Origin of the sequence: Shimia sp. R9_2, from assembly GCF_017743735.1 — a bacterium.
GTDB lineage: Bacteria > Pseudomonadota > Alphaproteobacteria > Rhodobacterales > Rhodobacteraceae > Shimia.
On record NZ_JAGHRO010000004.1, the window covers coordinates 166,421 to 179,408 of the forward strand.

A 12,988-nucleotide genomic window follows, 5' to 3' on the forward strand; every position below is an offset into this window, starting at 1 on the left:
TTTGGCACTCCCTGCGAACCTACACGCAATGAAAACTGCGCCGACCGCAATTTTCTGTTTGATCTCCAATTTAATTTGACGCAAAAATTAAGTCGAGGAGACTTAGGGAGGACCCCCATGTTTGTGGGATTGGATCTGGGCACGTCTGGCTTGCGTGCGCTGTTGGTTGACGCGAGCCAAAATGTGATCGCCGCGCGTGAGGCGCATTATGACACCGCCCGCCCCCATGCTGGCTGGAGCGAACAGGCGCAATCTGACTGGACCCGCGCCGCCAAAGAGGTCTTCGCCCAACTGGCTGCCGATTTCCCTGATGAGGTTGCCGCGATCAAAGGCATCGGCGTCTCAGGCCACATGCACGGCGCCAACCTGCTGGACGAAACCGGTAGGCCTCTGCGCCCCTGCATGATGTGGAACGACACCCGCTCTGTCGATCAGGCCGCCCGTCTGGACACCACCGATCATGTACGCATGCTCTCAGGTAACATGGTTTTTCCGGGCTTCACCGCCCCCAAAGTTGCTTGGGTCGCCGACAATGAGCCTGAGACATTTGCCAAAACCGCCAAAGTCCTGCTGCCAAAGGACTATCTGAATTTCTGGCTCACCGGCATCTATGCCTCGGACATGTCTGACAGCGCGGGCACCAGCTGGCTCGACGTTGGCGCACGCGATTGGTCAGACACGCTGCTATCAACTTCCGGCATGCGCGCCGATCGGATGCCCAAACTTTTTGAAGGCTCAGAGGCCATCGGCGTGGTGCGCGACGACATCGCCGCAGAACTTGGCCTGCCCAAGGGCGTGATCGTCGCCGCAGGGGCCGGAGACAACGCCGCCGCCGCATGTGGCATTGGCGCGCTGAACGAAGGGGACGGTTTTGTCTCCCTTGGCACCTCCGGCGTGCTGCTCACCGGGCGCGGCGCTTATGCGCCAAAACCCGAAAGCGCTGTGCACACCTTCTGCCACGCCATTCCGGGCCGCTGGTATCAGATGGGAGTGATCCTTGCGGCCACCGACAGCCTCAACTGGCTGGCCCACAATCTGGGCCAAAGCCCAGCCGACCTCACCAGCGCCTTGGGCAACAGCATCACAGGCCCCGGCCAAATCCGTTTCCTGCCCTACCTGTCTGGCGAGCGCACCCCGCACAATGACGCCGAAATCCGCGGCGGCTTCCTCAACATCGACATAAATTCCGGCCCCGAAGCGCTTACACAAGCGGTGCTCGAAGGCGTGGCCTTTGCCCTGCGTGACAACTACGAGGCCCTCCAATCCACGGGCGCAGAGCTCGACAGCCTAATCGCCATCGGCGGCGGCGCACAATCGCCTTATTGGGTCGAACTCATCGCCACGCTTCTGAACCTGCCGATTTCCCTGCCCGCAGCGGGCGAATTTGGCGCAGCCTTGGGGGCCGCCCGCCTTGCCATCTGCGCCACCACCGGCGCCGCACCCGAAGAGATCATGACCAAACCCGACATCGCAACCACGATCGCCCCGCGCACTGAGCTGCGCGACGCTTACGAGGCGGCCTACGCTGCCTTCGTCAAAACTTACCCCGGCATAAAGGCCCTGACACAATGACCGACTTCTTCAAAGACATCGCCCCCATCCAGTTTGAGGGCGCCGACAGCACCAATCCAATGGCTTTCCACCACTACAACCCCGATGAAGTTGTTATGGGCAAACGCATGGAGGATCACCTGCGCTTTGCCATCGCCTATTGGCACTCCTTTGCATGGGAGGGCGGCGACCCGTTTGGCGGCCAGACCTTTGAGCGCCCCTGGCATCCGCAAACCCGCATGGACATGGCCAAAGTCAAAGCAGATGCCGCCTTTGAGATGTTTGACATTCTCGGCCAGCCTTACTTCTGCTGGCACGACGCAGACGTGCGCCCCGAAGGCGACAGCTTTGCCGAAAGCCTGAAGAACTTCGAAGAGATCATTGATTACTTTGAAGAAAAGATGAGCACACGCAAAATCAAACTGCTCTGGGGCACCGCCAATATGTTCAGCCACCGCCGCTGGATGTCAGGCGCATCGACCAACCCCGATCCGGAAGTGTTTGCCTATTCTGCCGCCACCGTGAAAACCTGCATGGACGCGACCAAACGTCTGGGCGGTGAAAACTACGTGCTCTGGGGCGGCCGCGAAGGTTATGAAACCCTGCTCAACACCGACATGGGGCGCGAGCTTGATCACATGGGCCGCTTCCTCAACATGGTGGTGGATTACAAGCACAAGATCGGCTTTGAGGGCGCCATTCTGGTGGAACCCAAACCTCAGGAACCGTCCAAGCACCAATATGATTTTGACGCCGCCACCTGCTATGGTTTCCTGCAGAAATACGGTCTTGAAAACGAGGTGAAGCTGAACCTAGAACAAGGTCACGCGATCCTCGCCGGTCACAGCTTTGAACACGAAATCGCCACCGCCGCCGCCCTTGGCGTGCTGGGCTCAATCGACATGAACCGCAACGACTACCAGTCCGGCTGGGACACCGACCAATTCCCCAACAACGTGCCCGAGGTGGCTCTGTCCTACTATCACATCCTGAAAGTGGGCGGTTTCTCCACAGGCGGCACCAACTTTGACGCCAAGCTACGCCGCCAGTCGCTTGATGCCGAAGACCTCATCGCAGCCCATGTGGGCGGCATGGATATCTGCGCCCGTGGCATGAAAGCGGCGGCAGCGATGATTGAGGACGGCGGCTTGGAACAAGCGCTCAACGAACGCTACGCCGGTTGGGAAAGCGATGCAGCCAAAGCCATGCTCGCCGGTGATCTGGACAGCACATTCGCCGATGTGATGAGCGGTAAAATCAACCCTGCGCCCAAATCAGGCCGTCAGGAAATCCTTGAAAACTACGTGAACCGCTTCGTCTAAGATGCTGTTTAAATAAAATTTAACCACTCTCCTCACCTTGCCCTACGAGGTGGGGAGAGACACAGCCAAGGAAGATCAGCCATGCGCCATCTCCTGTTCTGCACCGTCGCCATCTTGCCCGCTTTGGCAAACGCTTCACCGCTGCCCAAAGCAGATGCGACCTTCCCGGAACAGGACATGGCGGAGGTCAAACTTGGCCAACTTCTTTTCTATGATCCCATTCTGTCGGGAAACAAATCTGTCTCCTGCGCCTCCTGCCACCATCCAGATCTCGGCACCTCTGATGGGGTCTCATTGGGGCTCGGCGACGGCGCAACCGGCCTTGGGCTCAACCGCAAAATCAATCCGGACAATCCTCCAGAGCAACGCATCCCACGCAACGCCCCCGCACTGTGGAATCTCGGCGCTACGGAATTTAACGTCTTCTTCCATGACGGGCGCTTGGAAGACGACCCAACCCGCCCCTCTGGCATCCGCACCCCGCTGGGCGCCGAAATGGAAATGGGCTTTGACAATGCGCTCGCCGCCCAAGCCATGTTCCCTGTGCTATCAGGCGACGAAATGGCCGGGCACTACTCCGAAAACGATGTTTCTCAAGCTGTCCGCCTCGGTCGCCTCACCGGCCCCGGAGGTGCCTGGGACATACTGGCCAAACGCGTAGAGGCCATCCCCGCTTATCGCACGGCATTTGACGACGTCATTGGCGCGCAACCAATCAAGTTCCACGACATCGCCAATGTCATGGCGGCCTTCATCGCCTTTGAATGGCGCGCAGATGCCTCCGCCTTCGACGCCTATCTGCGCGATGGCACGCCTCTCCCCGAGGATGCCACCGCCGGCATGGAGCTTTTTTACGGCAAGGCACAGTGCAGCACCTGTCACAGCGGCCAATTCCAGACCGATCACGGCTTCCACGCCATCGCCCTGCCGCAGATCGGCCCGGGCAAGGCTGCCCGCTTTGAACGTCACAATCGCGACGTCGGTCGCGGTCGCGTGACCGGTGCAGCCGAGGATTTCTATCGCTTCCGCACACCATCGCTGCGCAACATCACGCAAACTGCCCCCTATGGGCACAACGGGGCTTTCACAAGCCTCGAAGGCATCGTGCGCCACCACCTGAGCCCGGAAGCTTCGCTCAGCGCCTACACCCTTGCGGCGGCCACCTTCTCTGACGGAACATTTTCAAATGATTTCAAATTGATGAACGACGCTCCTGAAGTCAGCCAAATCGCCCAGGCCAGCGATCTGCCTTCGGTGTCGCTTTCAGATGCAGAGGTCGCCCAAATCCTCGCATTCCTGGAAAGTCTTACGGACTATGACGCGATCAAAGGTCGCCTCGGCGTGCCCACATCAGTTCCCTCAGGTCTGCCGCTCGACAACTGATCGAGAAAGCCGCCCCGCTCAGCTCTTTGGCCAGACAACTAGTCCGGCACCGCGCTCAATCCGCCAGTGCCCATTTAGGGGCACCTCTTGCCAAGCCCCCACCGCGCCATCAGGCCAAATCACCCGTACCTTCGCGGCCTCAGATTCTCCAAGCCCAAAGTGCGCCGCGCCAGACACGCCGCCTGCATGGCCACCGCCCAGTGTGATCTCACGGGTGTAGACCCGCTCTCCGGCCTGCAACTCGATCACCGCGCCAACCGCATCGCGATTTGGCCCGTCATCCTGCAGACTCAGCGACAGCCAGTTGCCCGCCGCTTCGCTGACGTTCTGATACACCTCCAGCGGCGCACGTCGGTTGACCACCGCCAGATCCAATAAGCCATCACCGTTCAGATCCACCAAGGCCGCCCCACGACTGCGCGCCAATGTGGCAATCCCAGCAGTGCTCCCCTGCTCGGCAAAACTGCCATCTGCCTGCTGGATCAACAGGTTGTTGGGATCTTCCATCGCCGCATCCGGCATCTGTTCCACATTGCCTTTGGCAATAAACACATCATCCAACCCATCGTTGGTCACATCCCCAAAGGCGATATGCCAACCGGTTGAGGGCCGCCCGTCATCGCCCACATAGGGCCGATGCGCCGAGGTGCCCAGCGCATAGGGCACATCTTCATAGGTCGGCAGCGCCCCATCCGTGCGCCGCATCAGGCGCTGATCTCCCATGGACGAGAGAAACACTTCGCTCACGCCATCAAAATCCAGATCACGTTCGGCAATCCCCATGCCCCAAAGCATATGGGTCGCCCAGCCGTCCGCCTCGCCATAGAGCCGCGGTGTGGCCTCCATCGCCCAAAGCTGCTCCGCCCCGCCGCGCACGTAATAGTGCCGGTCATTGCTCATCCGCAGATCAGCACGCCCGTTGCGCCCCCAATCTGAGAACAGGATCGACAGAGGGCAAAAACCCGGCTCCAACGCGCTGTGTGCGTAGCCTTCGCCATCAGGTCGGAACAGATCGTTTGTATCACAGGCCTCAAACGGCCCATCCGGATTTTCCCGATCCACATAATTGCCAAAGGCCAGCGTGGGCAGTGCGTTCTCGCCCTCCCAAGTGGCCGAAAACGCCGTGGTCCAGGCATCGCCGCCCTCAAAGCCCGGCACATCCATAGGTGTGAAACTGCATTTAGGGCCGCCTTTGAACAGCTTGTTCTCTCCGACGCGCAGCGCCACAAGATCCTGCCACCCGTCGCCATTGATATCGAGCGCATAAAACCCGGTGATCTCCGTGATATTCAGTGCCTCAGGCAAGGTCGCTTCAAGCACCACAGCGCCACCAAGGTCACTGCGATTGCGCAGCAACACAGGTGGGTTTACCCCGCCTGCCGCCACCAGTTCCGACAGCCCGTCGCCATCACAATCAAAGGCGGCCACGCCCCCGCCGACAAAAAACTCCCAGCCGCCATCATAGCTGTGCGGCGCCACATCCACCGGCGCAAATTTCACCTCTGCCCCAGCACCACTTGCCGCCAACACAGCCAAGCCTGTCACAAGCTTATCCAACATGATCTACCATCCCCTGCAGCGCGGTTTCCGAAACATTTTCAAGCGCATAGGCCGCCGCACCTCGCGCCCACATCAGGTTGCCCCATTTGTGGATCACCACCTCCGGTGGGGCCTTGTCGATTTGCACAATCGACTTGCGCATCGCATCAATCACCTCTTCGGCGTAAAGGTGGCTGGATTGCATCTGCTCTCCGGCAAGGATGATCAGTTCCGGATCAAAGATGTTCACCAGATTGGCCAGCCCCATTGCAAACATCCGCCCGGCGCGCTCCACAATGGAGGCCGCCACCTCATCGCCCTGCTTGGCGGAGGCCAGAATATCCACCACCTGCCGCTCGGCCATTTCACCGGTCGCAATCATCGCCTCACGCATCAGCGCGTAATCCGCAACATAAGCCTCAAGGCACCCCCGCTGCCCACAGCGGCACAAAGCGCCCTCAAGCTGCACCTTGGTGTGGCCAAATTCCGCACCGCAGCCGCGCGTCCCTCGGTAGATCTCATCATTGATGACGATCCCCATCCCCACACCGCTCTCGATGGTGACCACAATAAAATCGCGATGCCCCTGCCCCAGGCCAAAACTCTTCTCCGCCATCGCCACAAGGTTGGCATCGTTGTCCAGAAATACGGGAATGCCCAGCGCTGCTTCCAGAACCGAACCAAACTGCACATTGCGCGTGCTCAAAGACGGCGACCAATGCACGAAGCCCTGTGGCGCATCAACAATGCCCGCAATGCCAAGCCCAAGCCCCGCGACATCTGTCAGCGACTTGTCGATCTTCTGCGCCAGAGCCTCGACCAGTTCAGCCAGAATGTCCGCCAAGTCTTTGGCGGGTTGCACCGCATGTTCAAGTTCCGCCTCATGGGAAGCCAGCTGATTGCCCTCAAAATCCAGCAGCACCAAAGACACCGTCCGGTTTGAGATCTTCGCCCCGGCAATCAATCGCGCCGCACCGCGAATCTTAAGGTCCACTTTGGGCCGTCCCCGGCGCGCATCCTTGTCAGGAGATTCGCTGGTGACCTCCTCAATCAATCCTTCCCGCAACAACTCTGCAGTGATCGTGGTCACGGTCGCTCTGCTAATGCCGGTAATCTCACTGAGGTTGATCCGCGGGATGCGCTGATGTCTGCGGATTTCTCCCAGCAGCACACGGCGACCAATTTCCCTCTGATTAACAGACATTTACGGACCTCCCTCCCATCAGGCATTGCGTCATTCCGGTCGTGGAATACAGCGCTGAACTGGCCCACCACCATGGCGGCGTTCTGTGCCTTCATGCAAGCTTAGCTGAATTAATTTGATTTACAAATTTATTTTGCTAACAATGGGTCAACCCGGAGCAAAACCGATTCACATCGGCCACCGCCGGGGAAAACCTTTGGGAGGAAACCATGAAACTATTCGCTTCTGCGACGGCCATCATCGCCGGCGCCTTTATGAGCACAGCGGCGTTTGCCGAAGATCTGGTAATCGGCGTGAGCTGGTCCAACTTTCAGGAAGAGCGCTGGAAAACCGACGAAGCCGCCATCAAAAGCGCATTGGACGCAGCTGGCGCCAAATATATTTCCGCCGACGCGCAGAGCTCCTCTGCCAAGCAGCTGTCTGACATCGAAAGCCTGATTGCTCAGGGCGCAGACGCGCTGATCATCCTTGCACAGGACGCCTCCTCTGTTGGCCCAGCCGTGCAGGCCGCAGCTGACGAAGAGATCCCTGTCGTTGCCTATGACCGCCTGATCGAAGACAGTCGCGCCTTCTACCTGACCTTTGACAACGTTGAAGTTGGCCGCATGCAGGCCCGCGCCGTGCTCGAAGCGATGCCAAAGGGCAACTACGTGATGATCAAAGGCTCCCCAACCGATCCAAACGCAGACTTCCTGCGCGGCGGTCAGCAGGAAGTGCTGCAGGCAGCAATTGACTCCGGCGACATCAAGATCGTTGGCGAAGCCTACACCGACGGCTGGGTTCCAGCCAACGCACAGCGCAACATGGAGCAGATCCTGACCTCCGTGGACAACAAAGTGGACGCGGTTGTGGCTTCTAACGACGGCACCGCTGGTGGCGTTGTGGCTGCTCTGACCGCTCAAGGCATGGAAGGCATTCCGGTTTCCGGCCAGGACGGTGACCATGCCGCTCTGAACCGCGTTGCCACCGGCACCCAGACCGTGTCTGTCTGGAAAGACGCACGCGCACTTGGCGCAGCGGCTGGCGAGATCGCTGTGTCTCTGGCCAAAGGCGAAGCGGTTGACGGTGCTTCCGACTGGACATCCCCGGGCGGCACCACAATGACCTCCATGTTCCTGGCACCGGTGCCTGTCACCGCCGACAACCTGAACGTTGTTCTGGACGCTGGCTGGATTGCCAAAGACGTGCTCTGCGTAGGCTCTTCCAACGCCGCCTGCAACTGATCTGACACTCTGCCCTCCTGACCCGTCAGGGGGGCACACCTCACTCCCCCCCCCACACAACTGCAAAAGACTTTGCTGTCGCGGCCCGGGTCGCACAGGCTGGTCCTGTACACCCAAATTCCGGCGCTCAAAAAGGTAACGCACAATGCAAAAACAAGCCAAAAACCTGATCGACAAGCTTGGGCTGGATGTCCGCCTGCTTGGCATGATCGGCGCGCTTGTGGTGATCTGGGTTGTTTTCGGCATCTTCACCGATGGCCGCTTCCTGTCTCCACGTAACTTCTTCAACGTCTCGGTCCAAACCGCCTCTGTCGCCGTTATGGCCACCGGCATGGTCTTTGTGATCGTGACCCGCAACATCGACCTGTCCGTCGGCTCGATGCTGGGCTTCATCGGCATGACCGTCGCCGCGCTTCAGGTGCAATGGCTGCCACAGATTGTTGGCCTCGGCCATTGGTCGATCTGGATCATCGCTGTGTTTGCCGCGGTGTTCATGGGGGCGCTGCTGGGCGCGTTTCAAGGCTGGATCATCGGCTATCTCACCGTGCCAGCCTTCATCGTGACCCTGGGTGGCTTCCTCGTCTATCGCGGTGCCATGTGGTGGGTCACCAAAGGCCAGACCCAAGCACCGCTTGATCCGACCTTCCGCCTCCTTGGCGGCGGCGCAGAAGGCACTTTGGGCGAAACGCTCAGCTGGGGTTTTGGCATCTTTGCATCCGTTGTGGCCGTCGCCCTCATGCTGATGAGCCGCCGCAACAAGGCGAGCCACGGTTTTACCGTAAAGCCGGTCTGGGCCGAAGGCGTCCTGATCGCGATCGCGGCCGGTCTGATCATGTGCTTTGTCTGGATCATGAACAGCTACCCAATCCCCAAAGGCGCCATGCGCCGCATGACCGAAGCACAGGGCATCGAATACACCGACGGTCTGGTCTGGAACCACGGTGTTGCCATCCCTGTTGTGATCCTTCTGGGTGTCGCGATTGTAATGACCATCGTCGCCACCCGCACCCGCTTTGGCCGTTATGTCTACGCCACCGGCGGCAACCCTGAAGCGGCAGAGCTCTCCGGCATCAACACGCGCCTGCTGACCGTGAAGATCTTTGCACTCATGGGCGCACTGACCGGCATCGCCTCCATCATCGCCTCAGCCCGCCTGAACGCGGTAGACGTGGGCCTCGGCACACTGGACGAGCTGCGCGTGATCGCAGCAGCCGTGATCGGCGGCACAGCTCTGGCAGGCGGAGCAGGCACCATCTACGGTGCGGTCATCGGCGCCCTGATCATGCAATCCCTGCAATCGGGTATGGCTTCTGTGGGTGTGGACGCCCCGCTGCAAAACATCGTTGTGGGCATCGTTCTGGTCTTCGCCGTCTATGTCGACATCGTCTACCGCCGCCGTACTGGCGCGTAACCGGCGCATAAGGAGTTCTATTATGGACAAGCAAACCCCTCTCGTAGACATGCGCGACATCCACATCTCCTTTGGTGGAATCAAAGCGGTCGACCATGTCTCTGTTGATCTGCACCCCGGCGAAGTGGTTGGCCTTCTGGGCCACAACGGCGCAGGCAAATCTACGCTGATCAAGATCCTGTCTGGCGCCTACCAGGCTGACGGCGGCGAGATCTACATCAACGGTGAAAAGGCAGAGATCCACAACCCGCGTGATGCGCGTAAATACAACATCGAGACCATCTACCAGACCCTTGCGCTGGCCGATAACCTCGATGCGGCCTCCAACCTCTTCTTGGGGCGCGAGCTCACCACCGCCTTTGGCACTGTGGATGACGACGCGATGGAGGCCGAGACCCGCAAGATCATGGGCAAGCTCAACCCGAACTTCCAGAAGTTCTCCGAGCCTGTCTCTGCCCTTTCGGGTGGTCAGCGCCAATCGGTTGCCATTGCGCGCGCGGTCTATTTTGACGCCAAGATCCTTATCATGGACGAACCGACCGCCGCCCTTGGCCCGCATGAGACCCAGATGGTGTCTGAGCTGATCCAGCAGCTTAAGGCCGAAGGCATCGGCATCTTCCTGATCAGCCACGACATCCACGATGTCATGGAGCTTTGTGACCGCGCCTCGGTGATGAAAAACGGCCAGCTTGTGGGCACGGTGGACGTGAAAGACGTCACCGATGACGACCTGCTGGGCATGATCATCCTGGGCAAACGTCCAGAGGGCGTCCCTGTTCAGGGCTGAATAAATTCGCTAAACGAACCAAAACAGATGAACCAAGAAAGTTGCGGGCGCATGACCTACCTTGTCGGCGATATCGGAGGCACCAACACCCGTCTGGCACTGGCCGGACCGGAAGGCGTGCACCAGGAAACGATACTGCGCGCCCGCAATGACGACTTTGACAGCTTTGACGCTGTCCTCGCGCATTTCCTCACGACCCAGAAAACCGGTCACCTTGATGGCATCTGCATCGCCATCGCTGGCCCCGTGCAGGCGGGCGAAGGCCGCCTCACCAACCGCAATTGGGCGCTCTCTGCCGCAGGCTTTGGCGTACAAGCCGGCGCGGCGCGTGCCGAGCTGATCAATGATCTTGCCGCCCTTGGCTATGCCCTGCCCCGCATCACGCCTGAACATATCTTTGGCACCCGCGTCGCCCCCACCAATGGTCAATCTCTGGTCACGGGTCTGGGCACGGGCTTTAACGTCAGCCTCACCAAACAGACCCGCCACGGCGATACTCTGGTGATTGAGGCCGAGCTCGGTCACGCCGAAGTGCCCCACAGCATTGGCCAGCTGATGCAAGACGCCCTCGGTGAAGGGGCCGCCCCCCTCAAAACCGTCGAAGACCTCTTTTGCGGCCCCGGCCTTGAACGTCTGCACAGTCTTCTGAGCGGCGCAGCGCTGGACGGTGGCAGCATCATCGCCGCCTATGAGGCAAAGGACGCTGCCGCGACAGTCACGGTAGAGCTCTTCACTAAAGCGCTGGCCTACCTCACCCGCGCCCTGATCCACCAATACTTGCCACGTGACGGCATCGTCTTCGCCGGCAGCGCCGCCCGAGGCGTTCTCGGCAGCCGCGCCCTACCGCTGTTTGTAGAGACACTGGAATCCGATGGCCCCGGCATCGTCGCCCCAGCCACCATTCCGCTCAGCGTCATCACCGACGACGCCGCAGCCCTGCAAGGCTGCCTGCAGCATTTGGTGCAAACCGCGCGCTGAAGCTTTGTCAGATTGTAAGGGTTACCCACGGCTTTATGTGTTTGACACCACCAATATCTAACTGACCGTGAACTGCCCCATCATTCCGCAGTCCTCATGTTCAAGGATGTGGCAATGATACATATAAGGCGCGTCCTTCGTGGCCTCATAGTCAAACCGGACCAGAACCTCCGACCACCCTTCTTCCACGTGAACCATGTCCTTCCAACCAGCGGCATATGCTGGCGGCGGGGCACCGTTTTGACTGAGGATGCGGAAAGAACACCCATGTATGTGAAATGGATGTAATTGGTCATCCACCGAGATACGCCAAATCTCGGTATCGCCTTTGCGCACCTCTTCGTCGATCCGATCCATTTTCATTGGCTGGCCGTTGATTGCCATTGCCCCAGCATCGCCGCAAAAATTGTCCCACGCCAGAGCGAGCGCCGCCAAGTCGGCTCCCACATCCATTTCTAACTGGAAAGAGCGCGTAACAGTGGCATCCTCCGGCTTTGGTGGTTCAAGGTTGGCCAATTGCGTCGGCATCGCCCCATCAAACCCTTTGTCTGCGGTGCGGGTAAGCGACAGAGCTGGAACGGTTTGACCTCCGCCAAAGAGGTTTTCAAAGAAACCACCGCCGTCCCCATTCAGGTTCACGTTCAAGGTGTTCGTTTCAAAGGTCTTCATATCGACCAACACTTCATAACGTTCGCCCGGCGACATCAAAATGCTCTCAACAGCAACCGGAGCCGCAAGAAACCCGCCATCTGATGCAATCACGGTGATTGGCCCGGCTTCCATCGAAAGCCCGAGAAACCGCGCATTGCAGGCGTTCAGAATGCGCAGCCGGACAAGACCCGTAGGTACATTCTGACCAACAGGGGCGATGGCTCCGTTTATCACCAACGTGTCCCCTTCAAACCCGTCCTCAAAGACGGCTGCGGACAGCTCATATGTCATGCGCCCATTTGCGTCGAACATCTTGTCCTGCAGGACCAGCGTGAAATCATCCACCCCGTAGGTCTTGGGGAGGTCGGCCGACAAGCTGGCGTCATCTTCGACCAGCAGAACACCCGCCAGACCATTGTAGGTCTGACGTGCCGTCTTGCCGTGCATGTGCGAATGCAACCAGTTCATTGAGGCGTGCTGGACAATCGGGACATCCGGCGACCAAACGGCATCGGGCGCGATCTCTTGATGAGGTCCGCCATCGACATCTCCGGGAATGTGCAGCCCATGCCAGTGAATTGTCGAGGTATCACCAATATTATTGGCGACATCAAAAGGAAGCGTCTGCCCCTGCTTCACCCTCAGAACGGGACCGAGGTAGGCGTTATTGATCCCAAAGGTGTCACTCGCAGTCCCGGTTCCAAAATCATGACGACCTAAGCCCAGGGAGAGAGAAACTCGATCTTCGATCCCACCCGTTAAGTCAGTCAAAGGGATGAGTGGAAGTGGACGCATCGCAGGCTGTGCCCAGCCGAGACCACCACCGGTAAGAAGCATTCCTGCTCCAGTGGACTTCAAGAAAGTTCTACGATCCATTGAAACCCCCAAAGAACGTCAACTATGGTTGATATAGAGGTAGCAAGAAGTGATTTGTCAACC

10 protein-coding genes are annotated in these 12,988 nt (G+C 59.2%); 7 read left to right on the forward strand and 3 right to left on the reverse strand.

Going from position 1 to position 12,988, the window contains the following annotated elements:
* The first annotated feature begins 117 nt into the window (after positions 1 to 117).
* From xylB to J7400_RS11760, 3 genes are all read left to right on the forward strand, one after another.
* On the forward strand, positions 118 to 1,572 hold the full coding sequence (gene xylB, locus J7400_RS11750) for a xylulokinase (protein WP_209063382.1): 1,455 nt from the start codon (positions 118 to 120) through the stop codon (positions 1,570 to 1,572).
* A complete protein-coding gene (xylA, locus tag J7400_RS11755) occupies positions 1,569 to 2,873 on the forward strand; it encodes a xylose isomerase (protein ID WP_209063384.1) in 1,305 nt (434 codons plus the stop codon). Before xylB ends, xylA begins: the two co-directional genes overlap by 4 nt.
* An 81-nt stretch (positions 2,874 to 2,954) precedes the next feature.
* Positions 2,955 to 4,256, forward strand: a complete 1,302-nt coding sequence (locus J7400_RS11760; RefSeq protein WP_209063387.1) for a cytochrome c peroxidase — start codon at positions 2,955 to 2,957, stop codon at positions 4,254 to 4,256.
* A gap of 18 nt (positions 4,257 to 4,274) precedes the next feature.
* Here the strand turns inward: J7400_RS11760 and J7400_RS11765 are convergent, their stop codons facing one another.
* Both J7400_RS11765 and J7400_RS11770 read right to left on the reverse strand, forming a co-directional pair.
* Positions 4,275 to 5,816: a CRTAC1 family protein gene (locus tag J7400_RS11765; RefSeq protein WP_209063389.1), complete on the reverse strand. Its 1,542-nt coding sequence runs from the start codon at positions 5,814 to 5,816 to the stop codon at positions 4,275 to 4,277.
* Complete coding sequence (locus tag J7400_RS11770; protein WP_209063391.1) at positions 5,806 to 6,999, reverse strand: ROK family transcriptional regulator; 1,194 nt, start codon at positions 6,997 to 6,999, stop codon at positions 5,806 to 5,808. Before J7400_RS11770 ends, J7400_RS11765 begins: the two co-directional genes overlap by 11 nt.
* 209 nt (positions 7,000 to 7,208) lie before the next feature.
* Between J7400_RS11770 and xylF the strand changes: the two genes are divergently transcribed.
* The 4 genes from xylF to J7400_RS11790 all read left to right on the forward strand — a co-directional run bounded on the left by xylF (position 7,209) and on the right by J7400_RS11790 (position 11,398).
* A complete protein-coding gene (xylF, locus tag J7400_RS11775; protein ID WP_209063392.1) occupies positions 7,209 to 8,222 on the forward strand; it encodes a D-xylose ABC transporter substrate-binding protein in 1,014 nt (337 codons plus the stop codon).
* A gap of 145 nt (positions 8,223 to 8,367) precedes the next feature.
* Positions 8,368 to 9,633, forward strand: a complete 1,266-nt coding sequence (locus tag J7400_RS11780; RefSeq protein WP_209063393.1) for a sugar ABC transporter permease — start codon at positions 8,368 to 8,370, stop codon at positions 9,631 to 9,633.
* A gap of 22 nt (positions 9,634 to 9,655) precedes the next feature.
* Complete coding sequence (locus J7400_RS11785) at positions 9,656 to 10,420, forward strand: ATP-binding cassette domain-containing protein (protein ID WP_209063395.1); 765 nt, start codon at positions 9,656 to 9,658, stop codon at positions 10,418 to 10,420.
* 51 nt (positions 10,421 to 10,471) lie between these two features.
* On the forward strand, positions 10,472 to 11,398 hold the full coding sequence (locus J7400_RS11790) for a glucokinase (protein WP_209063397.1): 927 nt from the start codon (positions 10,472 to 10,474) through the stop codon (positions 11,396 to 11,398).
* A 57-nt stretch (positions 11,399 to 11,455) separates the two neighbouring features.
* Here the strand turns inward: J7400_RS11790 and J7400_RS11795 are convergent, their stop codons facing one another.
* The gene (locus J7400_RS11795) at positions 11,456 to 12,886 is read right to left on the reverse strand and encodes a multicopper oxidase domain-containing protein (RefSeq protein WP_209063399.1); all 1,431 of its coding nucleotides are present in this window, start codon (positions 12,884 to 12,886) and stop codon (positions 11,456 to 11,458) included.
* Positions 12,887 to 12,988: the final 102 nt, after the last annotated feature.

What these genes read in the sequence shown, in the direction of transcription:
- xylB (WP_209063382.1), top strand. Translation starts at nt 118, where the DNA reads ATGTTTGTGGGATTGGATCTGGGCACGTCTGGCTTGCGTGCGCTGTTG.
- xylA (WP_209063384.1), top strand. Translation starts at nt 1,569, where the DNA reads ATGACCGACTTCTTCAAAGACATCGCCCCCATCCAGTTTGAGGGCGCC.
- J7400_RS11760 (WP_209063387.1), top strand. Translation starts at nt 2,955, where the DNA reads ATGCGCCATCTCCTGTTCTGCACCGTCGCCATCTTGCCCGCTTTGGCA.
- J7400_RS11765 (WP_209063389.1), bottom strand. Translation starts at nt 5,816, where the DNA reads ATGTTGGATAAGCTTGTGACAGGCTTGGCTGTGTTGGCGGCAAGTGGT.
- J7400_RS11770 (WP_209063391.1), bottom strand. Translation starts at nt 6,999, where the DNA reads ATGTCTGTTAATCAGAGGGAAATTGGTCGCCGTGTGCTGCTGGGAGAA.
- xylF (WP_209063392.1), top strand. Translation starts at nt 7,209, where the DNA reads ATGAAACTATTCGCTTCTGCGACGGCCATCATCGCCGGCGCCTTTATG.
- J7400_RS11780 (WP_209063393.1), top strand. Translation starts at nt 8,368, where the DNA reads ATGCAAAAACAAGCCAAAAACCTGATCGACAAGCTTGGGCTGGATGTC.
- J7400_RS11785 (WP_209063395.1), top strand. Translation starts at nt 9,656, where the DNA reads ATGGACAAGCAAACCCCTCTCGTAGACATGCGCGACATCCACATCTCC.
- J7400_RS11790 (WP_209063397.1), top strand. Translation starts at nt 10,472, where the DNA reads ATGACCTACCTTGTCGGCGATATCGGAGGCACCAACACCCGTCTGGCA.
- J7400_RS11795 (WP_209063399.1), bottom strand. Translation starts at nt 12,886, where the DNA reads ATGCTTCTTACCGGTGGTGGTCTCGGCTGGGCACAGCCTGCGATGCGT.